The 23,566-nt window shown below is 37.7% G+C and carries 22 protein-coding genes; 7 read left to right on the forward strand and 15 right to left on the reverse strand.

Features of this window, described 5'->3' with window-relative positions:
• Positions 1-37: 37 nt before the first annotated feature.
• The 9 genes from HUN22_RS03195 to tviB are packed head-to-tail and all read right to left on the reverse strand — an operon-like array spanning position 38 to position 9,483.
• Complete coding sequence (locus HUN22_RS03195) at positions 38-1,225, reverse strand: oligosaccharide flippase family protein (protein WP_174726475.1); 1,188 nt, start codon at positions 1,223-1,225, stop codon at positions 38-40.
• Positions 1,222-1,929: an acylneuraminate cytidylyltransferase family protein gene (locus tag HUN22_RS03200; protein WP_174726476.1), complete on the reverse strand. Its 708-nt coding sequence runs from the start codon at positions 1,927-1,929 to the stop codon at positions 1,222-1,224. The genes HUN22_RS03195 and HUN22_RS03200 overlap by 4 nt, the downstream gene beginning before the upstream one ends.
• The gene (locus tag HUN22_RS03205; RefSeq protein WP_174726477.1) at positions 1,929-2,990 is read right to left on the reverse strand and encodes a nucleotidyltransferase family protein; all 1,062 of its coding nucleotides are present in this window, start codon (positions 2,988-2,990) and stop codon (positions 1,929-1,931) included. Before HUN22_RS03205 ends, HUN22_RS03200 begins: the two co-directional genes overlap by 1 nt.
• A complete protein-coding gene (locus tag HUN22_RS03210) occupies positions 2,983-3,624 on the reverse strand; it encodes a sugar O-acyltransferase (RefSeq protein ID WP_174726478.1) in 642 nt (213 codons plus the stop codon). The genes HUN22_RS03205 and HUN22_RS03210 overlap by 8 nt, the downstream gene beginning before the upstream one ends.
• Positions 3,625-4,719, reverse strand: coding sequence for an N-acetylneuraminate synthase family protein (locus HUN22_RS03215; protein ID WP_174726479.1), 1,095 nt, complete (start codon positions 4,717-4,719; stop codon positions 3,625-3,627).
• Positions 4,709-5,845: a UDP-N-acetylglucosamine 2-epimerase gene (gene neuC, locus HUN22_RS03220; protein WP_174726480.1), complete on the reverse strand. Its 1,137-nt coding sequence runs from the start codon at positions 5,843-5,845 to the stop codon at positions 4,709-4,711. Before neuC ends, HUN22_RS03215 begins: the two co-directional genes overlap by 11 nt.
• Positions 5,846-5,850: 5 nt before the next feature.
• Entirely contained in the window at positions 5,851-6,999 is a 1,149-nt protein-coding gene (locus HUN22_RS03225) for a LegC family aminotransferase (protein ID WP_174726481.1), read from the reverse strand.
• On the reverse strand, positions 6,999-8,195 hold the full coding sequence (locus HUN22_RS03230; RefSeq protein ID WP_174726482.1) for a UDP-N-acetylglucosamine 4,6-dehydratase: 1,197 nt from the start codon (positions 8,193-8,195) through the stop codon (positions 6,999-7,001). Before HUN22_RS03230 ends, HUN22_RS03225 begins: the two co-directional genes overlap by 1 nt.
• 13 nt (positions 8,196-8,208) lie before the next feature.
• Positions 8,209-9,483, reverse strand: a complete 1,275-nt coding sequence (gene tviB / locus HUN22_RS03235; RefSeq protein ID WP_174726483.1) for a Vi polysaccharide biosynthesis UDP-N-acetylglucosamine C-6 dehydrogenase TviB — start codon at positions 9,481-9,483, stop codon at positions 8,209-8,211.
• Positions 9,484-9,837: 354 nt separating this feature from the next.
• Here tviB and HUN22_RS03240 point away from each other — a divergent pair, with 354 nt between their 5' ends.
• The 5 genes from HUN22_RS03240 to HUN22_RS03260 all read left to right on the forward strand — a co-directional run bounded on the left by HUN22_RS03240 (position 9,838) and on the right by HUN22_RS03260 (position 15,235).
• Positions 9,838-10,938 (forward strand): polysaccharide biosynthesis/export family protein, encoded by a 1,101-nt coding sequence (locus HUN22_RS03240; protein ID WP_174726484.1) that lies wholly within the window; start codon positions 9,838-9,840, stop codon positions 10,936-10,938.
• Positions 10,939-10,942: 4 nt separating this feature from the next.
• Entirely contained in the window at positions 10,943-11,371 is a 429-nt protein-coding gene (locus HUN22_RS03245; protein WP_174726485.1) for a low molecular weight protein-tyrosine-phosphatase, read from the forward strand.
• Positions 11,372-11,389: 18 nt separating this feature from the next.
• A complete protein-coding gene (locus HUN22_RS03250) occupies positions 11,390-13,573 on the forward strand; it encodes a polysaccharide biosynthesis tyrosine autokinase (RefSeq protein ID WP_174726486.1) in 2,184 nt (727 codons plus the stop codon).
• A 191-nt stretch (positions 13,574-13,764) separates the two neighbouring features.
• On the forward strand, positions 13,765-14,490 hold the full coding sequence (locus HUN22_RS03255; RefSeq protein ID WP_174726487.1) for an FKBP-type peptidyl-prolyl cis-trans isomerase: 726 nt from the start codon (positions 13,765-13,767) through the stop codon (positions 14,488-14,490).
• Positions 14,491-14,539: 49 nt separating this feature from the next.
• The gene (locus tag HUN22_RS03260; protein ID WP_217484403.1) at positions 14,540-15,235 is read left to right on the forward strand and encodes an FKBP-type peptidyl-prolyl cis-trans isomerase; all 696 of its coding nucleotides are present in this window, start codon (positions 14,540-14,542) and stop codon (positions 15,233-15,235) included.
• Between the two features lie 48 nt (positions 15,236-15,283).
• Here the strand turns inward: HUN22_RS03260 and murJ are convergent, their stop codons facing one another.
• Positions 15,284-16,834 carry a murein biosynthesis integral membrane protein MurJ gene (gene murJ / locus HUN22_RS03265; RefSeq protein ID WP_174726489.1) on the reverse strand — a complete coding sequence of 517 codons (1,551 nt, stop codon included), beginning with the start codon at positions 16,832-16,834 and terminating at the stop codon, positions 15,284-15,286.
• Between the two features lie 71 nt (positions 16,835-16,905).
• Positions 16,906-17,475, reverse strand: coding sequence for a 1,6-anhydro-N-acetylmuramyl-L-alanine amidase AmpD (gene ampD / locus HUN22_RS03270; RefSeq protein WP_174726490.1), 570 nt, complete (start codon positions 17,473-17,475; stop codon positions 16,906-16,908).
• A gap of 171 nt (positions 17,476-17,646) precedes the next feature.
• On the opposite strand from ampD, the gene nadC reads away from it, so the two are divergent.
• Entirely contained in the window at positions 17,647-18,492 is an 846-nt protein-coding gene (gene nadC / locus HUN22_RS03275) for a carboxylating nicotinate-nucleotide diphosphorylase (RefSeq protein WP_174726491.1), read from the forward strand.
• On the opposite strand, the gene HUN22_RS03280 is transcribed toward nadC, so the two are convergent.
• Together HUN22_RS03280 and HUN22_RS03285 are read right to left on the reverse strand one after the other, a co-directional pair.
• Entirely contained in the window at positions 18,489-18,656 is a 168-nt protein-coding gene (locus HUN22_RS03280) for an ABZJ_00068 family colistin stress protein (protein ID WP_000938938.1), read from the reverse strand. The two genes, nadC and HUN22_RS03280, sit on opposite strands and share 4 nt — an antisense overlap.
• A gap of 406 nt (positions 18,657-19,062) precedes the next feature.
• Positions 19,063-21,231 carry a phosphocholine-specific phospholipase C gene (locus HUN22_RS03285; RefSeq protein ID WP_174726492.1) on the reverse strand — a complete coding sequence of 723 codons (2,169 nt, stop codon included), beginning with the start codon at positions 21,229-21,231 and terminating at the stop codon, positions 19,063-19,065.
• A 40-nt stretch (positions 21,232-21,271) separates the two neighbouring features.
• Between HUN22_RS03285 and HUN22_RS03290 the strand changes: the two genes are divergently transcribed.
• On the forward strand, positions 21,272-21,409 hold the full coding sequence (locus HUN22_RS03290; protein ID WP_174726493.1) for a hypothetical protein: 138 nt from the start codon (positions 21,272-21,274) through the stop codon (positions 21,407-21,409).
• Positions 21,410-21,520: 111 nt separating this feature from the next.
• Here HUN22_RS03290 and rph read toward each other — a convergent pair whose 3' ends face one another.
• Together rph and HUN22_RS03300 are read right to left on the reverse strand one after the other, a co-directional pair.
• Entirely contained in the window at positions 21,521-22,237 is a 717-nt protein-coding gene (rph, locus tag HUN22_RS03295; RefSeq protein ID WP_002120794.1) for a ribonuclease PH, read from the reverse strand.
• 159 nt (positions 22,238-22,396) lie between these two features.
• On the reverse strand, positions 22,397-23,539 hold the full coding sequence (locus tag HUN22_RS03300; protein WP_174726498.1) for a fatty acid desaturase family protein: 1,143 nt from the start codon (positions 23,537-23,539) through the stop codon (positions 22,397-22,399).
• Positions 23,540-23,566: the final 27 nt, after the last annotated feature.

The raw sequence follows: 23,566 nt of genomic DNA on the forward strand, positions 1-23,566 counted from the left end.
AGTCATACAGATAAAAAGATTCTTTTTGCTTTTCATATTATATTTTCCTAAACAAACTTAATATTAAAATCAGATTGCTTATCAACAATGCATAAGGGATTAATTCTACTGATTCCTTTGCAAAGAAATATAAAAAGAACAAATATACGATTGATGATAACGTCGTTATTTTGGAAATCATCAAATTTTTACCATGATAAAAAAAGTAATTTACTAACATAAGATAAGGCAAGTTTGCTCCAAAGCCCAGTAAATACATTACAACATAGTACTTTGAACCCACATAACTTTGCCCTAAAAACCAAAGGTACACTGGCTCTGGTAACATCCAACCGACTAGTGCGGGTAGTATACTTAAAGGTAAGCTGTACAATGTATATTTTTTTATCTTATCTATGGTTAACGAGTTATCTTTAAGCCCTTGATAGTAGTACGGTACAATCGCTTTATTGAGTGCCATAAGAATAATTGGCAATACAGCTGCTATTTGTACACCAGCTGAGTACACTCCTAACTCTGGTTTTGAGTATTGTTGGTAAATAAAGATACGATCTAGTTGTCCTTTCACAAAGAAACTAGACTGATGAAGAATGAGTGGTAACCCAAACGAAAAAATATAAAATAGACCAAGACGTAGTCTCTGCCATGTAAAACGGTAGTTATCTCTAAACAGATCACCCAAAACCAAGCTTGCAATGACGAATGTAGTTAAGTTGGCTATAACAATTGCCAATATTCGATAAGCTACTAGCTCTTGGCTAAAGTATTCAAGGGCAGCAACCGTAAATAGTACATTAGTTAAAGACAGTATAATTTGAATGAGAATATATTTAAGTGGTTGCTTCTGACACTGACGCAATGCAAGTTGCACATTAACAAAAGATTGAAACATGGTTGCTAACACAACGTATGCCATGATTTCTGCTTTGAGCCACCAGCAACCAAGTAATAGTACTAAAGAAATAGCGATGTTAAATAAATAACCTGCTTTAATGACTGTATTTAAAGCTCTTTTTCCATAAAAATAAAAATAGCGTGTTACTGCACCTTCTTGGCTTAAGCCAACAAAAATGCCAAACAACGACAGCATAGTTAAATAGTAAGATAACTCACCAAAACCACCAGGCCCAAGCTTTCGTGTTAAATAGGGCAACATCAGAAAGGGGAGACTTTTTGCAAAAAGCTCCCCAATCAAATAAATAAAGCTATCTTTTAAAATCTTCATTCAATAGCCCTATTCTTCATAATAGTTTCAGCTATTAAAAAATCTAATGCAGTATCAATATCAATCGATGTTTCTAAAGATGTTTCAAAACCATAAACACTTTCATCAAAAAATATTTTTGCTTGCGCTAACAAAGATATAGTTTCATAAATATAGATTGAGCCATTTAAACGGAAAAATTTAGGTAAATCTTGACTTCGTTTACCCAGCACTTCTGTACGAATGAAATCAGACATACAGCCATTTTCGGGCAATGTATTTGACCACATTGGACTATGCTCAGTTTCAGAAATCGAAACAACTCCTTTAGCATTTTTCGCAATAAAAGACTCTAAAGCCCTATCTAGCTCCGACACTAGACGTAAAGGAGATGTGGGCTGAAGTAAAACAATGAGTTCATTTGGTTGATCCAACTTTAAGAAACCAATAGCATGCTTTATAACATCAAAGCTTGAAGCGTGATCATTTGACAAGTATTCTGGACGCAAAAATGGCACTTCTGCACCATACTGTTCAGAAATCTCTTTAATTTCTTGATCATCAGTCGATACAACCACCCGATCGATATATTTAGATGCGATAGCTGTCTCTATTGACCATGCAATTAAGGGCTTATTACTCAATAATTTTACATTCTTCCGTGGTAACCGTTTACTGCCTCCACGTGCAGGAATTAAAGCCGTAACTCGATACTGTCCTATCATTAGAACTTACCAAAATCTAAATTAATAATATCTCTTTGCGCACGGTTATAGTCTTCCATATGACCAATATCAAGCCAGTATTCATGTAAAGGATAACTTAAGACTTTATTTTTCTTTTCCATTTGCTGTTCTAAGATAGTCGGCATACCAATAAACTGTGCATTAACTTGAGCCAACAATTCAGGTGAAATGACATAAATACCTGTATTAATATCAAAGAAATAACTTGGTTTTTCAGTCATGCTTTGTATTACGTTATCTTCAGAATTTACTACGCCATAAGGAATTTGATACTGGAACTCTCTCACGCACATCGTTGCAATAGCTTCACGCTTTTCATGAAAGTCCAATAATTTTTCAAAATTCATGTTTGTTAATACATCACCATTAATCACAATGAATGGCAACGTAATATCTGATGCTGGCAATAAACTTAATGCACCACCAGTCCCAAGCGGATCAGTTTCATGTACATATTGAATTTGCACATCTAGCTTTTCACCATTACCAAAATGCTGGTTAATCACTTCTGGTAGATAGTGGGTAGAAATATAAAATTTGTAAAAGCCTTGATTTTTAAAGCTTGAAATAATGGTTTCTAGTAAGGGCTTACCGCCAACAGGTAACATCGGTTTCGGGCATGTATCTGTGAGTGGGCGTAAACGTGTACCAAAGCCACCAGCCATAATGAAAACTGGGTTTTCTTTACGTTTTTTACGAATTAAGTCATCAAGCGTAATAATATTAACGAGTTGATTATTTTTAATTACAGGTAGTGCCAGATAACTTTTTTCACGCATGATCTCAAAAATCTGACGATTATTTAAGCTACCCTCTTCAATACTATAAGGATTAGTATGCATGATTGTTTCAACAGGTGCATGCACATCTTGGCCTTTTAAGAGGCCTCTACGAATATCACCATCTGTAATACTTCCGATCAATTGATTATGATCATCAACCACCAAGACAATTCTTAAAGCATATAAATCAAGAAGTTCTAATGCTTTCAGAATTGAATCATTTTTATGCAAAATTATTTTATTAACATCTCTAGTCACGACTTAATTCCTTAGCAGGTGATCCAATATAGACCTTATTCGGTTGCGTATGTTTCACAACCACAGCACCCGCACCTATAACGGAGTTTTCACCTAAATATTTCAATTGCTCTGGGCTTTTGCCCGGCAAAATAGCAGCATTTGTTCCAATGTAAGTGCCTTGCTTCAAATGAATACAACCAGACACATTAACACCTGGCATGACAGAAACGTAATTTTCCAGAATACAGTCGTGCCCAATTGTGCAGTTAAAACTTACTATAATGAAATGACCAAAACGACATGAATTTGTAATTCGCGCTCCAGCCGCAATTACCACACCTTTACTATGTTCCAGCAACTCTCGAATACCATACCCAAGTGATGATTGAGAATGAATCAAATTGGGATAAGGTAAATCGGGATAAGCTTCATATATTCTTTTACGAATCTTTGGATCAGCAACACCTATCGCATATACCGTATCCGTTAATGTCGGTATTACTGATTCAGGCAAAATGGGGAAACCAAGTAAGGTTTCATCATCTTTGGCATTTCTTTCTAAAAAAAATATATGGCGGTAACCTTGATCTATTGCTAAATCTACTAGCTCTTTTGCAAAGCCACCTGAACCAAAAATCGCCAGTTTTTTCATTTAAATTTCAATAAAGTCGTTCTTTTTAAAGCTATGTTTTGCTTTTGTACCAACAACATCCCAATACTTATTGGGCTCTAAACAAACGCGACCAGCTCGTTTTGTCGTGACATTGTCCGAGGTTAAAAGCTCCCCTTCCGCAATATCTGTTTTCGCTACAATACTGCGACGTACTAGGTAATAGTTATCGCTTTCTTGCTCTAGCATAAATTTAATACCGTCGCCTAAAGCTGCATGTGTTTTATGCAAAATTTCGACATAATGCTTAAATTCGTCTGGTTCCATTGATGCTGCGTGGTCTGGGCCAGCCATGGTTTTATCTAATGTAATATGCTTTTCGAAAATACGAGCACCAAGACTTACACCAATAACCGCTGCATATTCATCAAGTGTATGATCAGAAAACCCAGTTGCCAAATCAAATACATTTTTTAAAGTTGAAATGGCTTTAAGATTACTTTCTTCAAATAACGCTGGATATTGAGTCACACAGTGTAAGATCGAAACCTGTTCTTTCAATTGTTTACGTACTGAAATTTTAGAATAAGCTTCTCTAAATAACTGCTGAGATGGTCGAACTTCTGTTCCCTTATCGATAACAAATGCAAATACTGATAATGCTTGTTCAATATCACCTAAACTCGCTGTTCCTGTAGATAAAATGACATGCTTTTTTGAACATGCAATTTCATAGAGGAATGGTAAATTTGAAATATCAGCAGATGATACTTTTAAGTAAGGTACATCAATGTCATTTACTAAGAACTTCAAGCTGTCAGAGTCAAACGGTGTTGAAATAAAAGTAATTTGATGTTCATCACAAAATTTCTGTATTTCTTCTGTCTGCTCATAAGTGAGCTCTAAACTTTTTACAAGCTCTAATTGGCTTTGGCTAGAACCTGTATTCTCCTTTTGATATGCAGCCATTTCAGTTTGATCAGATAACAAACTATCTGCTTTAAATGTTTGAAATTTGACAGCATTCGCACCGCAATCTTTGGCTTTTAAAATAAGCTCTTTTGCCAACTCTACAGAGCCATTATGATTTACACCAATTTCTGCAATAACATAAATTTCATCTTGATTAAAGATCATAAAATGGTGCCTTCTTTTTAAAATCCGTCGTTTTAATAAGTTCAATTATTTTCTGAGAAGTTTTACCAAGCCCTAAAGGTGGAACAACTTGACTCAACTCATCATCTGGGAAATTAATTGCTTTTTGCAATGCTTCTAAAATTTCATTTTCGTCTAATCTAACATCAAGGATAGATTCACAACGCAAACGCCCTTTTTGACGATCACCAATATTTACTGTTGGAACCTGTAACGCTGGAGCTTCTGATAAGCCACTTGATGAGTTTCCAACCATAGCCAAAGCATTTTTCAGAACACTTAAATAATTTTGAATACCAAAACTCTTTACAAGCAATACACGATCTGGCAACTGTGCTTTTAAATCAAGCATTGCTTTCACAATATTAGTATTACCATTATCTGCATTTGGATAACTAAAGACAAAATTGACATCTTTTATTTGCTTAAGTGCATCAAATAAAGGTGCAACATTTTCTTCTAGTAAATTAGTTTCAGGATGATAAGTAATGAGAAAATATGGTTTTGAAAAATCAAAATCATATAATTCGCTCAATTCTGCAATATTTTTAAATGTTGTACGCTGGATATGATCTAAACCTAGTGCGCCAACATTAAATACTTTTTCTGGTTGCTCACCTAACTGGATAATTCGTTTCTTATATTCCTCTGCCGCGGCAAAATGAATATTAGACATTTTGGTGATCGCATGACGAATTGATTCGTCATATGCACCTTCAGTGATTTCACCACCGTGCAAATGTGCAACAGGTACATGCATAATTAAAGCAGCTTGCGTCACTGCCAAAGCTTCGAAACGATCACCCAAAACCACTAATAAATCAGGTTGCATACGTTTCAGTGCATCTGCAAATCCAAGTAAGCCAACACCCATTGATTTCACAACAGCGGACGATGTATCAGATGACAATAGCATTTCTACCGATTCAGTAATTTCGAAACCATCTTGAACAATAGTTTTCCAAGTTTCGCCGTGCTCAGGTGAATAATGCATAGCCGTAGCTAGAATTTGTAACTCTAGCTCTGGATCTTGCTGAATATCTCGCATTAACCAATACAGCAAACCATATTCAGCTCGAGTTCCTGTAAAAACGGCTATTTTTTTCATTCTTATTACTCCAGAGGAACCGAACTTGGAATATTTACAACTCTTTCTTCCAACCATAATGAGTTAGTTAAATCGCCTTGTAATGCATTTTGGTACATTGGTAATCTGGTCATTAAAGTCCAGATTGGGCGAGTCATAACCTTATTTGAATTGGTTTCATCCAAAATCAAATCTCGTTGAGCTTTATCTTTGCAAATAATGGCATTTAACCAATAGTTAGATCGGCAGTCTTCAGGTTCTACAACAAATGAAATATCACTATCTTTAAAGAAATTTTGATATTGCTGGGCTAAATCACGCTTTTTATTAAGAAAGCCTTCCAAACCTTCCATTTGTGCACAACCTAAAGCAGCATTTAAATTAGGTAAACGGTAGTTAAAGCCATTTTCATCATGATAAAACTCATAGGGATGCGGTATTTTTGCAGTTGTCGTAATGTGCTTCGCTCTTATGCCAAGTTCGTCATCTTGACATAAGACCATACCGCCACCGCCTGTGGTAATGACTTTATTTCCATTAAAGCTAAGTGCTGAAACTAAACCAAAAGTTCCAGTATGTTTACCTTTGTAGTAAGAACCTAAACTTTCAGCGGCATCTTCAACCAATGCAATATTCCATTTGGTTACAACCTGTTGAAGCTCATCAATTTCAACTGGGTGACCAAATGTATGCATTGGAACAATTGCAGAAATACGTTTATTAGTTGCTTTGTGTTTACAAACGCCTTGGTCATCGATAAAAGCATTTTCTTGCAAATAAGCGTCTAATGCCTTTGGGCACAAACCAAGTGTCTTTAATGAAACATCAATAAATAATGGTTCCGCACCGATATAAGACAAAGCGTTACAAGTTGCGACAAAAGTCAAAGCTTGTGTAATTACGATATCCTCGCGCTTTGCACCAGCTAGTAAAAGAGCAATATGTAATGCAGCTGTTCCATTAACAGTCGCAATAGCTTTAGCACAGCCTGTAAACTGTTGAACTTTGGCTTCAAAGTCGTTTACATATGCCCCAACACTAGAGACGAAAGTACTATCAATCGTATCTAACACATATTTTTTTTCATTACCAAGAAAACGAGGTTCATGTAATGGAATAAAATTATTGGTCCGATAAATGTCTCGTACAAATTGATTAAATTTAGAAGTATCCATTACATTTTCCCATCTAAATATAAACCTGTTTCTTTGTGTCCAAAGTTAGGCATCATATAATTAAATAGATCAACAATTTCTTCTTTATTCCATTGCTTATTTAAAAGCATTGCATGAATTTTTTCTTCAAATACATGCAACTTGTCTTCTTCAACATTTAACTCGTTTTTAATAACACCTAAATTATTAAAACGTTGCATATCTAAAGTTTCATTATCAGTAAAGAATTCTTCGAAATCTTTCTCACCCGTAGTTGTACTTCCGGCAAATAAACAAGGCCATTTTCCTTGTTTTGGCAAGGTCTGAATTAAGCTACGTGCTTCATCTTCAGACTCACACAAATACGGCTCATACCCAAGGTTATTAAGGTATTTGACTGCAATATCAGCAAAAGTAATGAGGTGTAAATGCTCGCTAAGTTTAGGGAAGAAAATATCTCTATTTTCACCTAGTAAACAAGACATCAGGCACAACTCACCAGATTCTTTTGGAGTAACGAAATAACGGCGAATATCGTTTGGTGCAGCAATTGGCTGGTTTTTCTGAATACGTTGATTAAAACCATGTAGTAAAGAACCATCTGAAAATGCAACATTCGCAAAACGAGCCGTAGAAATATCAATATGCTGACTTTGGCGCATAAGGAACATTTCCATAATACGCTTTGACCCCCCCATCATATTGACAGGGTTAGCAGCTTTATCTGTCGAAACACAGAAATACTTTTTCACGCCTTTTTCAATAGACTGCTGAATCGTTTTTTCAGTATTTAAAATATTGACATGAATCATTCGCATTAATGTAAATGGATCTTTTTCACTACGTACATGCTTTAAAGCCGAAAGATTTAAAACGTAGTCAAAATCACCATCATTCTGAATATATGCATCATACTCAGCAGAGCCAATATCTAGTGCAAATGTTTGGAAATCACCATCAATATAGCCAAATGAACTACGAATATCACGAACAACTTCTGTTAAATTATTTTCTGAAATATCAACAACATGTAATTTCTTAGGATTACGTTTAAAAATTTCTTTAACAACTGCTTGACCAATAGATCCTGCCCCACCTAAAACTAGAAACTTCGATGAGGAAACAATTTCGATTAACTTATTATTCCAATATTGAATATCATCAACAAAAAGCTCTTGTGTTCTGCCAATTAAATTTAATTGAATATCTGTAGACATTATAAAACCCTAATCAAAGTCTAATATTTGAACTTTCTTTATCCAAAACATATTTCAAATCATAAAGCACATGCTTTTCTTTACCTAAAGCATGAAACTCATCAACACTCATAGATTTAAACTGATTATGTGCTACGGCAATGACGATCGCATCATACAAGCCTTGTTGTAGTTCTTTAATTGGCGCTAAGCCATATTCGTGTTGTACTTCTGTATCATCCACCCACGGATCATAGATATCTAAATCTAAATCATACTCTTTAAGAGCCTTAATAAAGTCAACAATTTTTGTATTACGAATATCTGGACAATTTTCTTTAAAACTAAGTCCCATCACCAAAATACGAGCACCAACTACTTGTATACGTTGCTTCACCATTTCTTTAATGAGCTGAGTTGCTACATGTTCACCCATTCGGTCATTGAGGCGGCGTGCTGCCAAAATAATTTCCGGATGTAACCCAATAGATTGAGCTTTATGGGTTAAATAATACGGATCCACACCAATACAGTGCCCACCGACCAAACCTGGACGAAATGGTAAAAAGTTCCATTTTGTGCCCGCTGCTTTAAGCACCTCTTCAGTATCAATATCTAATTTATTAAAAATAAGGGCCAATTCATTAATTAATGCAATATTAACGTCGCGCTGAGTGTTCTCAATCACTTTGGCAGCTTCTGCAACCTTAATACTCGGTGCTTTATGTGTGCCCGCTTCAATAATCAGTCTATACACTTTGTCAACATAATCAGCAACCTCAGGTGTTGATCCCGATGTAATTTTTAAAATATTAGTTACACGATGCTGCTTGTCGCCAGGGTTGATACGCTCTGGGCTATAACCTGCAAAAAAGTCTTGATTAAACTTTAAACCTGACACTTTTTCTAAAACAGGGATACAGACTTCTTCTGTCGCGCCCGGATATACGGTAGATTCATAAACTACCACATCGCCCTTTTTAAGCACCTGACCAATGCTAGTTGAAGCTTTAACTAAGGGAGTTAAATCAGGCTGTTTAAAATCATCAATAGGTGTTGGAACAGTAACAATAAAAAAGTTACAGTCTTCTAATTCATTAAGATCCGCGGTATAGCTTAATTGAACAGCTTGTTGTAATTCTTGTGCAGACACTTCTAAAGTATGATCTTTACCACTTTTAAGCTCATCAATACGTTTTTGATAAATATCAAAACCAACAATCGGTACTTTTTTCCCAAACTCAACTGCCAATGGCAAGCCTACATAGCCCAACCCAATAATTGCTATTTTTAAATTGGCAATTTGCATATAAACGAGCCTTTTTCCTTAGAGTTTATATCTAATAAATCATGCTTTTGGCACTGACAATGCAGCGTACTATATCAGATTTTTAGTTATCCCCGCACATCAATTGTATAAATGTGTTTACAGCACTTATAAGTAGAACTGATCAGTTTAGCTAAAATAATACTTTTTTAATATTTCTGGTAAATGACTATATCCTAAACGTCCTATCGGATAAACTAAACATACAAAGCTCTACGATTTTTCGATGTTTTTTCATTTCTTTTCAGCTAGAATCTGTTCATCCTGCGTTTAATAGACACTTGTTACTATGCAGTGGACAATATCAATTAAAGATAAATACACAAAGGGTTGCGTGTGAAGTATTGCCAGTTTTTTTCTGTTCTTGCCTTAAGTTTGAGTGCCGCCAGCTGCGCAGTCACTTCTGGTTTACAAACTTATGATATTCCAAATGAAGGCGTTTATAGAACCGACCTTGGAACTACAGTTAATGTTGTTAAAATTTCTCAAGAAACACTTCCAGCAATACAACCTGCTCAAGTCGACTACCAACGCGACTATGCAAGCTTATTTAAAAATCAGCAATCTATTTACCGCCTAAGTTCAGGAGATATCCTCTCTATTCAGCTTTGGGCCTACCCTGAAATTACGCCACCTGTAAATAACATCAGTAGTGAACAATCTATTCAGGCCAATGGTTATCCTATTGACCAAACTGGTTATATTCAGTTTCCATTAGTTGGTCGTTATAAAGCTGCTGGTAAATCACTAGCTCAAGTTAACCGTGAACTTCGTAGTCAACTTGCTCGTTTTTTAAAGAACCCAGATGTTGTTGTTAGAGTACTATCCTATGAGGGACAACGTTTCTCTGTGCAAGGTAGTGTCACTAAAGGTGGCCAGTTTTATTTAAGTGATCAACCTGTCAGTATTTACACTGCATTAGGTCTGGCAGGTGGCGTCACTACCACAGGTGATAACACTTATATTCAACTGATTCGAAATGGTCGAACTTATAATTTAAATACAATCGATCTAGAAAAAGCTGGCTATTCACTACATAAGCTATTGGTTCAACCCAATGATACAATTTATGTGAGCACCCGAGAAAATCAGAAAATTTATGTCATGGGTGAGTCGGGCAAAAATCAAGCACTACCTATGCGTGATCAAGGGATGACCTTAACTGATGCTTTGGGTGAAAGTTTGGGGATTAATCCCAACTCGGCAAGTGCAAGCCGTATTTATGTCGTACGGACTAACCCAAATGACCATGCCACAGAAATTTATCATTTAAATTTAATGAGTATTGGTGATTTCGGATTAGCTAATCAGTTTAAGTTACGTAGTAATGATATTGTCTATGTTGATGCGACGGGCTTGACTCGCTGGCAGCGTGTAATTAACCAGATTATTCCATTCTCAAATGCTTTATATAACATAGACCGTTTGGGACAATAATATTATGCAAATTAAAAATATTTTGGTGGTTTGTATAGGAAATATCTGCCGTAGCCCTATGGCAGAATATTTTTTAAAGCAACAATACCCCCAATTAAATATTGAGTCTGCTGGCATTTCAGGGCTCGTGGGGCATCAGGCAGACAATAAAGCACAAATTTGTATGCAACGCTTAGGTATCGACATGCAGCGTCATGTCGCAAGAAAACTAAATGCTGAACATATTAAAAAAGCCGACCTTATTTTGGTCATGAGTAACAACCAGCAAAAGCATATTGAGCAAACTTGGTCCTTTGCAAAAGGTAAAACCTATCGCTTAGGCCATTGGCAGAACAAAAATGTCCCAGATCCGTATCAGCACGATCAAGCTGTTTTTGATGAAACCTGCCAACTCATACAACAATGTGTTGCTGACTGGAAACCTTATATTTAACGCCAAGATTTTAAGCTTATGAACCAAAATACCAATTCCGAAGATACAATTGATTTAAAAGAATTGTTTTTTTCACTCATTGCTCAGTGGAAGCTGATTGCGCTCTGTATTATTTTGAGCCTTGTATGCGCCCTGCTCTATTTACGTGTAACACCAGATACCTATTCGGTTGATGCTTTGGTTCAGGTTGAAGACAGTAAAGGTGCCTCTGCAGCACTTTTAGGTGATTTATCTAATATGATCGAGCAAAAATCACCAGCTCAAGCAGAAATTGAAATTTTAAAGTCTCGCTTGGTTTTGGGTTCGGTCATTAAAGACTTACATCTTGATATACAAGTTTCCAGTACTGAAAATACACTTACTCATCGCTTATTAAGCGATGCTGAATATAAAACTGAATACACTAAAAAATCGGTTTTATTTAAAGATGACTTAAAAAGTTTTGAAATTCGTGAATTTGAAGTTCCAGCGTTTTATTTAGACAAAAATTTACTTCTTAATTTTGATAAACAATCTTTACGTTTAACCGATCCAGAAACAGAAGAGGTCCTATTAACTGTTTCTTTAAATCAAGCTAACCGTGTTGCGGGTCCTCACGGACTTTGGAAAGTTGCCATCTTCACTAAAGATCAACTTGATGCAACTTATAACATTACTAATTCGTCTTTACCTGCAACTGTAGATGCTATTAGTGCCAACTACTCAGTTGCAGAGCGTGGTAAGCTCACAGGTGTTTTAGGTTTAAATTATCAAGGTCAAGACAAAGAGCATATCACCAAAGTACTTAATGCGATTTTGGCGACTTATAGCGCACAGAATATTGAACGTCGTTCGGCTGAATCTGCTCAAACATTAAAGTTTTTGGATGAGCAGTTACCAGACCTTAAAAAACAACTGGACGATGCTGAGCGTCAATTTAATAAGTTCCGTCAACAATACAATACGGTTGATGTAACTAAAGAGTCTGAGCTATATTTAACCCAAAGTATTACTTTAGAAACTAAAAAAGCTGAGCTTGAACAAAAGCAAGCTGAAATGGTCGCAAAGTATACTGCCGAACACCCTGCAATGCGTGAGATTAATGGACAGCTTGCAGCCATTAATAAACAAATTGGCGAACTCAACAGTACTTTAAAACAATTACCTGATGTACAGCGCCAGTATTTACAGCTTTATCGTGAAGTAGAAGTCAAAACTCAACTCTATACAGCGCTTCTCAACTCTTACCAACAACTTCGCATTGCCAAAGCAGGCGAAATTGGGAATGTCCGTATTGTTGATACAGCAGTTGAACCAGTTGAACCAATTAAACCGAAGAAACTGCTCGTTCTAATTTTATCTATTTTTGTTGGTGGTTTTGTTGGAACTTTAATTGCATTGCTGCGTAATATGCTACGTACAGGCATTAAAGATTCTGGTCAAATTGAAAATGAATTGGATTTACCAGTTTATGCAACTGTTCCACGCTCTCCAATTCAAGAAAGTCGTATCAAGATTTTAAAGAAGAAGAAGAGCATTCCTATTCTTGCTGTTAAAAACAGTGATGATATTGCTATTGAAAGCTTACGTAGCATTCGTACCGCTATTCATTTTGCCTTAACAAATGCAAAAAATAATATCATTATGATTGCTGGCCCTTCTCCAGAAGTAGGTAAATCATTTATTTCTACTAATCTTGCAACGATTTTTGCGCAAGGTAATAAACGCGTCTTGCTCATTGATGCTGACATGCGCCGCGGTTATATGCATAAGTACTTCGATGTAGATGTAAAACCTGGTCTTTCTGAACTCCTAAGTGGACAGGCAGACTTTCAACAGGTTCTCCACAAAACTCAAGTTGCTAACTTAGACGTGATTACTCGTGGTAAGAGCCCAACAAACCCTTCAGAAATCTTAAGCTCTAATCAGTTTAAAGATTTGCTAGAAAAGGTTCAAAGTGAATATGACCACATCATTATTGATACTCCACCTGTCCTTGCAGTAACCGATGGTATTATTATTTCGCAATATACAGGTGTGAACTTAATTGTTGCGCGTTATGCTAAGTCACAAATGAAAGAGCTTGAATTAACCCTTAATCGCTTTGAACAAGCAGGTGTTAAAGTCAACGGCTTTATTCTTAACGACATTCAACGTGCGAGTACGGGCTACGGTTACGGTTATAACTATGCTTACGCATATAAAGCGCAAAAAGAAGATTAACCAAAAAGTGGTAAGAGAACCGGATCAAATGATCCGGTTTTTTATTTAAGATTTTTTTAAATCTATCCCTACTAAAACTAACTAAAATATATAAAAAACCACTCGTTTTTTTTCTTAAACATTCTATGCTTAAGCATGCTAAGATCAAAAGCAGCCTTTTTAGACTCAAATGATTATTTTTGGAACCTTTTATGAGTAAAGCCTTACCCATTGCTGTCGCTGTAGTTTTAGGCGGTGCTGCACTTGTACCAGTTTATTATGCAAGCCAACATCCGACCACAGAAGTCGGAAGCAAGGCAAACAAAAATGCCTCTCCAATTGAAAAAATCAGTTATGTTCTTGGGTACGAAGTTGCTCAGCAAACTCCACCTGAGCTAGACACAAAATCATTTGTGAAAGGGATTCATGATGCTCGCAGCAAGCAACCAAGTGCTTATACTCAAGAAGAGTTAAAAGCTGCTGTTGCTGCTTATGAAAAAGAGTTGCAGCAAAAAATGCAACAACAAGATAAACCAGAGCAAGCTGCTGGAGTAGCGCCTGAATCTGCAGATGTTCAATTCCTTGCAGAGAATAAAACAAAAGCTGGTGTAAAAACTACAGCTTCTGGTTTGCAATATATCATTACTAAAGAAGGCACAGGTAAACAACCCACTGCGCAATCTATAGTTAAAGTACATTACGAAGGCCGTCTAATTAACGGTCAGGTTTTTGATAGTTCGTATAAGCGCGGTGAACCAGTTGAGTTTCCACTCAATCAAGTTATTCCAGGCTGGACTGAAGGGCTTCAATTGATGAAAGAAGGCGGTAAAGCAACGTTCTTCATTCCATCAAATCTTGCTTACGGTCCACAGGAACTTCCTGGCATTCCAGCAAACAGCACACTGATTTTTGATGTAGAACTCATTTCAGTGAAATAAAAACATTCAGGAGAGTAAAACAGTACTCTCCTTTTTTTTGGAAAACGGCATGAAAAAAATCGGTTTAATTATTGCAACATCAACAATGAGCTTATCTGTTTTTGCTGCTGCACCTATCACGAATAAAAGCCCAGCAAAAGAACAATTTAGCTATAGTTATGGCTATTTAATGGGTCGTAATAATACTGATGCGTTAAAAGATCTAAATCTTGATATTTTTTATCAAGGTCTCCAAGAAGGTGCACAAAGTAAAACAGCACGCTTAACTGATGAAGAAATGGCGAAAGCGATTAATGATTATAAAAAAACTTTAGAAGCGAAGCAGTTGGTTGAGTTTCAAAAGGCAGGTCAACAAAATGCTCAGGTAGGTGCTGCATTTCTTGCTGATAATGCAAAAAAATCAGGTGTAATCACCACTAAATCAGGTCTCCAATACCAAGTATTAAAAGAAGGTACAGGCAAAATACCGAAAGCTGTATCACGTGTTAAAGTGAATTATGAAGGTCGTTTACTCGACGGAACTGTATTTGACAGCTCAATCGCACGTAATCACCCAGTTGAGTTTCAACTCAGCCAAGTCATAGCAGGCTGGACTGAAGGTCTACAAACGATGAAAGAAGGCGGTAAAACTCGTTTCTTTATTCCTGCAAATCTTGCTTACGGTGAAGTCGGCGCAGGTGACAGTATTGGCCCAAATAGCACTTTAATTTTCGATATTGAATTGCTACAAGTTTTGCCAAAATAAATGTATTAGATATAAAAAAAGCGATCGTTTAAGATCGCTTTTTTATTTTTAGTGTCTTAAATCTCTAGGTCGAAAACCTGTAAGGACTAAACCGATCAGATACGCAATTATCCCCACTACACATAACCCTACGACTTCGGCAACACGAAGCCACTGTGAAAGCTCTCCATTATACCAATTTAGCCCAAACCAAAGTGCTGCAATCATTGCAAGGTTAGCCAAGCCATACTGAAGTACTAGTTTTTTCCAATGTGAACCAAATCGGAAAATATTACGCTTATGCAAATAGAAGTAGAGTAGACCCGCATTGACTAAAGCTGAACCTGAAGATGCTAGTGCAAGTGCCATATGTTCAGCATGCCAATCAATAAGCTTAAAGAAACCAATAAATACAACGTTTAAAATCGCATTGGCTGCAACCGACATTAAGCCTACACGTACTGGTGTTTTTGTATCTTGCTGAGCATAAAAACCTGGGGCGAATACTTTAATGAGCATGAAAGAAATTACACCAGCACTCATACATTGCAATGCTAGAGCTGTCATTTGGGTATCACGTAAATCAAACTCACCGCGCTGGAATAATGCTTGAATGATCGGTGTTGAAAGCATAAATAAAGCAATACTTGCCGGCAATCCTACCAATACAATGACTTTTGCAGCCCAGTCGATCATACCGCGGAACTTTGCTTGATCCTGCTCTGCATGACGGGCAGAAAGCGAAGGCAAAATTACTGTACCAATCGCAACACCGATTAAACCTAAAGGTAATTCGGTCATACGTTCTGCACTATATAGCCAAGATACAGAACCATCTTGCATGAAAGATGCCCAAATCGTATTTAATAACAGGTTAATCTGAGTCACAGATACGCCAAATAATGCCGGAAGCATTAATTTTAAAATACGCTCTACACCCTCATGTTTAAAATCAACTTTAGGTGGAATCAGTAGGTTTTTACGCCACAATTCGGGAATTTGTATGGCTAACTGTAACACTCCAGCTGCAACAACTGACCAGCCTAATGCTTTAATTGGCTCAGCCATATACGGCGTAAGCCACCACGCCCCTGCAATCATTGCGACATTGAGTAAAACTGGCGAAAAAGCTGGTGAAGCGAACGAACCATAACTATTTAAGATGCTGCTGGCAAAAGCCGTGAGCGACATAAACATTAAATAGGGAATGGTCAAACGGAACATGCTGACAGCTAAATCGAACTTTGCAGGATCACTATGAAAGCCCGGTGCATACATATAAATGATTGCAGGCGCTAGAACCATAGCTACAAAAGTAAGTAAGGTCATGACTGTTAATAAACAGCCAAATACCCTACTAATCAAGATCTGTACTTCAGCGTGTGCTCGACCTGTTTTATACTCAGTTAAAACTGGGATAAAGGCCTGAGAAAAGGCGCCTTCAGCAAATAGTCGTCGAAAGAAGTTAGGAATACGAAAAGCGACGACGAAGGTATCGAAATCTTTACCCGCACCAAACACGTTGAGCAATACGACGTCACGTACTAACCCTAAAACTCGTGACAACATCGTCATTGCACTGACAATAAAAGTCGATCGCCACAATGCCATCGCACTCACCTACAGCTTATTCGAAAGACGCTATTGTAATGAAACTAAAAAATCTTTTCGTTGTGAAATGATGAACAAACTCAACTTTTTTTCTGAGCAAGTAATTGTCTAAAGTGCTGCCATTTAAAATGAGGACCCGGATCGGTTTTTCGGCCAGGGGCAACGTCTGAATGACCTGCAATATGGTTTTTAATTTCTGGATAAGCTTGACGAATGGCGGTAACGACGTCTGCTAACACCTCATATTGTACTTCCTCAAAAGGTAGGTCGTCACTCCCTTCAAGCTCAATACCAATTGAATAATCATTGCATTCAACTTTGGCTAAATAGCTTGAACGCCCTGAATGCCATGCCCTCTCGTTAAAGTTAACGAACTGTAAGACTTCACCTGTTCGTAAAATTAACAGGTGCGTAGAAACTTGCATGCCTTCAATAGTCTGAAAATAAGGATGAACTGACCAATCTAACTTGTTTTGAAAAAACTGCTCAATATAGCCACCTCCAAATTGAGACGGCGGCAAACTAATATTATGAACCACAATCATTTGAATTTCGGTGCCAGTCGGACGCTGGTTAAAATTTGGAGAAGGGATTTTTCTCGCCCCTTTTAATTGTCCATCTATAACTTCATACGCTGTGATTTGCTTCATTGAGATGCCAATAAATTGCTTGCCAATTGTTTTAGTTTAAAACAGTTATCTACTTTTCAAAGTAGTAAATGCGATTGTTTATCGCGATTAATCTCATAAAACAGCTTATTTTTAAAGTCGACGGTGCTAATATATCGCAAGTTTTAGGGTCATCGACAAAATGGAAACCGTATGAGCATACCTCAGTCTTTGCTTGAACAATCAATTCAAATCAATATTCAACAAGCATTACAAGAAGATATTGGGGACGGCGATATTACCGCTATGCTCACACCTGAAGATGAGCAAGCGACTGCAACCATTATTAGCCGCGAAGATATGGTCTTAGCTGGACAGCCTTGGGTAAATGCACTCATCTCAGCTTATGACAATACTGTTCAAGTAACTTGGTTAAAACAAGAAGGTGAGCGTGTTGCTGCAAACGAAGCCTTTTTAAAGCTCGCAGGTTATGCACGTAGCTTACTTACTGTAGAGCGCCCTGCTTTAAACTTTATTCAAACTTTATCGGCTGTTGCAACAAAAACTGCTGAATACGTTCAACAACTTGAAGGCTTAAATACAAAACTTCTCGATACACGTAAAACCTTACCGGGCTTACGTATTGCGCAAAAATATGCGGTTGCTATTGGCGGCGGGCAAAACCATCGTCTTGGTTTATTTGATGCATTCTTAATTAAAGAAAATCATATTATGGCAGCGGGCGGTATTGCCCAAGCTATTGCAAAAGCACATCAAATTGCGCCAGGTAAACCTGTTGAAGTCGAAGTCGAAACTTGGGATGAACTAAACCAAGCGCTTGAAGCTGGTGCGGACATTGTCATGCTCGACAACTTCAGTCAACAGCAAATGATTGATGCCGTTAAACATGTAGCAGGTCGCTGTAAACTCGAAGCCTCTGGCAATATCACCATTGAAAACTTGCGTGAAGTTGCCACCACTGGCGTTGATTACATTTCTATGGGTGTACTGACTAAAGACGTTAGAGCTGTTGATTTATCTATGCGTTTTAATGTTTAGATAAAATCTGCGTCATTATTGGTATTTTTTTGCGACTTGGTCATGTCTGCCGCTTGTGTTTTTTGCCACGCTGACTGAGTCGCTTGTGCCCCACCATCACGTGGGTCGGCAGCCATTAAAACAAAAGTAACTACTGCTAATAATACAATAAAACCTTGTAGCATAAATTTTCCCCATCACTTTAAAAATCAGGATTTCACAATAAAAGATAAATATGACCAGGCTTAGGAGATTCTGTTACAAAAGGTAAGTCTTTATTTTTATTATTCATCTACAACACAAGATATTATCTCTCTTCATTTATGTTTCCCAACATTAGCTTGTGCTAGATGTCATCTACAACCTGCCCAAAATCTATAAATATATTGTTTTTTTGCAATAAATCAGATATATGCAGAAAGAGAACAGGTTTTGTAGATGACAAATGCATTTGGTTACTTTGGGCGAAACCAAAGTAACGAATTAGCTACTTCCACTGGATGAATAAACGATAAGACTCCGTCGTGCTAGCTAATTTAAAATAATGATTAACCTAAGACTTCATCTTAATCATTCATCCATTAGAGCAACTTAAGACTCAACATAACCCATATACGGATCAGAAATAGAATCTTCTTGAGTTTCAATACGTCCTGCAAAACGACGGATGAAAGAAGTATCATCAGCTAAAGTCACCGTGAAATCATACCAGCCACCAAATTCAGACATATCCCAGACCAGTTCTTTTTCAGAACTATTCGTTTCAATCGTCCATGTCTTGTTTGGAAGATAAGCATTTGCTTTGACTGTGAGTTTGACTGATTTATTACCATCGTGACGAACTTTTAAATACAAATTCGCATCACACTCTTCCACACATACTCTAATTTCCGGTAATGCTTGAGTTTGATTGGTTTGGCTCAAATTGCCTTTAAATGCACGGTGGAAACCATTTGGTCCAAGTACCCATAAATCATACTGCCCATTTGTAGCATTCCATACATCATCGAGCTGTTTACCCGCCTCAACCATATAACGGCGTGGAGTTGCTATTAGATCTAATCGGTTATAAACATGGAAAACTGCTGCCTGTTTACCCGTATTAGAGAACATTAGCTTTACAGTTTTTTTAGTCGCATCAACTTTGGCACTGGTGTGCAAAATATATGGCAAAGCACGTGATGGCCGAACTCCCATTTCTTGCTGAGGAAATTGCTGCTGAATTGGAACAGAAACTTGCGGCAATAATTCTTGAGCAATACGAATCGCATCGGCTTCGGCTTTGGTTTTCTTCCCATCGAGTTCAGCAACAGGCAGAAGGTTCGGTGTTTTAAAGTCAAAAGCTGTCGTTAAATCACCACATACAGCACGGCGGTATGGACTAATGTTAGGCTCTTGCACACCAAAGCGTTTTTCTAAGAACTGTAAAATAGAAGTATGATCAAAGACTTGAGAATTCACCCATCCTCCACGGCTCCACGGTGAAATCACATACATTGGAACACGTACACCCGGCCCATACACTCGACCGTCTGGCTTAGGTTGAGATTTTGAAGTCGCTACTGCTGGATGGTCAAAATATTCATAAGATACCTGCTGATCAGTTAAAGTCGTTTTTCCATAGACGACACCTTTAATATCTTTAGACGGCGCACTTGGTGAAGGAATATGGTCAAAGAAACCATCATTTTCATCGAAGTTCACCAATAAAACGGTTTGGCTCCACAGCTCAGGGTTTTCAGTTAATGCATTTAATACTTCCTGAATATACCAAGCACCTTGTACAGGACTAGATGGCCCTGGATGTTCACTGTAAGTTGCAGGAGCGACCAGCCAACTCACTTGCGGTAATTTACCTTGAGCGATATCTGCTTTAAAACTACCTAAAAAACCACCGTCTGGCATGGTATTAGCAATACCTTTATAAAGTGGTTGAGTCGCATCGATTTTTTCATCATATGCTGGGCACGTTAATGTGTCGTTACTGACAGGTTGTCCAGATTGCTCATTTGCACGGCGATATTGTTTGAAACCAGCTAAGGGGTTATCAGTAAAGTTATCCGGCATATTTTGATAAACTTTCCATGTCACGCCAGCCTGCTGTAAGCGCTCAGGATAAGTCGTCCATTCATAACCTTCCGTTGATGGTCCAATTCCATCAAATTCATTTACCACACTGGCAACACCTGCTCCTGTAGGGCCATTCGTTCCAGTCCAAATAAACTTACGGTTTGGGTTGGTCCCAGCGTGCATGGCACAGTGGTAAGCATCACAAATGGTAAAAGCATTCGCTAAAGCAAATTGATATTCGACTTCTTGTTTTTTATAGTAGCCCATCGACTGTGGTTGTTTATGTGCCACCCAATCACTCATTCGGCCATTGTCCCAAGCACCTTGACCATCTGACCATGAATGATTTGTACCAGTAACACGCTGAGCATTCCCTAAACGACTGTCGAGATGGTACGGCAGTACTTTCTTTTTCTTCGCATCATACTGCTCCCAAACCTTTCGACCTTCCGTCATAGGAATGGTAAAACGATCACCGAAACCACGCACACCTTTTAGTGTCCCAAAATAATTATCGAAAGAACGGTTTTCCTGAGTCAAAATCACGATGTGTTTAACATCTTGAATAGTTCCACTTTCAACTTTGGCATCAATAGCTAAAGCTTTTTGAATACTCAGCGGGAAACTCGCTAAAGCAGCTGTCCCAAACATGGTTTTTGTAGAGTTTAAAAGAAATTCGCGACGATTCATTAGTTCTATCCTAAGTTCTTATTATGGTGCACAGTGCATTTTGCAATTACTGGTAGGCGGTGTTGTTGGCGATGAATTATCTGAGTCGTTATCATCGTTACAAGCACTGAGCATGAGTGCTAAAGATGTAATTAATAGTATTGAAAGTTTTCGCATCATTTTTTTCCAAACGGTTTAAATGCGAACTACTAATAAAGTGTAAAAGTGACAGGCAAGTGATGTTTTCATGTCGATTTGATGAAGGCATAAAAAAACGCATCCGAAGATGCGTTGTTTAGAAAGATTAAAATTACCAGCCTAAAGCTTCTTGTTGCTTTTTAATGAGCTCGGCAATTCCTTTTTCAGCCATTTCTAACATGGCATTACTTTGTGCGCGAGTAAACGGTTTGTCTTCGGCAGTACCTTGAATTTCAATAAATTCACCAGCCTGTGTCATCACCACGTTTAAGTCAGTTTGACAGTTCGAGTCTTCTTCATAGCAAAGATCAAGCAATACTTCGTCTTGATACATGCCCACAGAAATTGCAGCAACTAGTCCTTTAAGCGGGTCGTGCTTAATTTTCTTTTGAGACAGTAAAACATTCATCGCATCAACCAATGCTACAGCAGCACCAGTAATTGAAGCAGTACGCGTACCACCATCAGCCTGAATTACATCGCAGTCGATGGTAATGGTATTTTCGCCAAGCTTTTTCAAATCGACCATAGCACGTAAGCTACGGCCAATTAAGCGCTGGATTTCTTGAGTACGACCAGTTTGTTTGCCACGGGCCGCTTCACGGTCACAACGTGAGTGCGTTGAGCGCGGTAACATGCCATATTCTGCCGTTACCCAGCCTTGACCTTGGCCTTTTAAAAAGCGTGGCACTGAGTTATCAATGCTTGCAGTACAAAGGACTTTGGTGTGACCAAATTCGACCAGCACAGAACCTTCAGCATAACGGGTGTAGTTTCGTGTAATTTTCACTTCACGTAATTGGTCTAATGCACGTTGGTCAATACGCATAATCCTTCCTAACTTCTCTTAAATACAAACTTGGGCATAGTATAGCAAAGGATTTTGACAGGTTGAGTTTATTCCCTACTTTCAAATGTAAGTCTGCACTTTTCATGACTCAAAAATAAAAATAGCCCCTTAAAAGGAGCTATTTTGAAATCATTTAAATTACGCAAATTTGAATTTTGCTTTTAACTTTTCCAATGTCTGCATCACTTTTCCAGTGGTATGGTTTGGCAGTGAACATTTCGCCAAACGTATCCATACACTCCAGAACTGGCGCATAAAGTTCGCTTCGTTGTAGTTAATGCCATATTCTGCACAAAGTGCCTTAATTTTCGGTGCTACTTCTTTATAGCGATTAGCTGGCATATCTGGAAATAAATGGTGTTCAATTTGATGACTTAAGTTACCACTCATAAAGTGCATCCATTCTGTACCACTAAAATTACTTGAACCACGAATTTGACGTAAATACCACTCTGCCTTGGTTTCAGTGTCGGTATTATCAGGCTCAAACGTTTCTGCATCTTCTGTAAAGTGGCCGTTAAAAATCACGGCAGATGACCACAAGTTACGAATAATATTGGCGACTACATTTCCTGCAAAAACCGGTAAAAACATAGGGCCAGAGATCACAGGGAAAAACACATAGTCTTTTAAAACTTGGCGTGTGGCTTTTTTACGTACTTTAGATGAATCTTTCCAAACCTGTTTCCAGCTCTTGGTTTTATAAACTAATGCATCTTCAAGATGTAAGTTTTGTACGCCTACATACCACTCAAAGAAAAACATTAACTGTAAACCAAGTGGAATATTAAACAGGTGGCGAGGTTCCCACTTCTGTTGATCACTTACTCGCAAAATACCATAACCAACATCATGGTCTTTACCAACAATATTGGTATAAGTGTGGTGCACATAGTTATGTGTTTCACGCCAGTCATCGCCCGATGCAATGGTATCCCAATCGTAAGTATTACCGTTCAGACTTGGTTCATTTAACCAATCAAACTGACCGTGCATCACGTTATGGCCAAGTTCCATGTTTTCTACAATTTTAGAAATACCTAATAAGCCTGTGCCTAGTAGCCAAACAGGCGGAATCCAACCACCAAACATCAACATGCCACGTGAGGCGATTTCGGTATAGCGAACAAAATTACGTACTTTGTAGATATATTTTGCATCTTGCTCACCAAGACTTTGCATAATATCTTGACGAATCTGTTCAACACGGCGACCAAACTCTTCAGTCTGTTCAGGTGTTAAATGAGCAGATTTAGAAACGGTAGAAAATTCTAATGCCATATTCATAGGGTTAATCCTCTTTAATTC

The sequence above is a fragment of the Acinetobacter lactucae genome (assembly GCF_013344765.1).
Lineage (GTDB): Bacteria > Pseudomonadota > Gammaproteobacteria > Pseudomonadales > Moraxellaceae > Acinetobacter > Acinetobacter lactucae_A.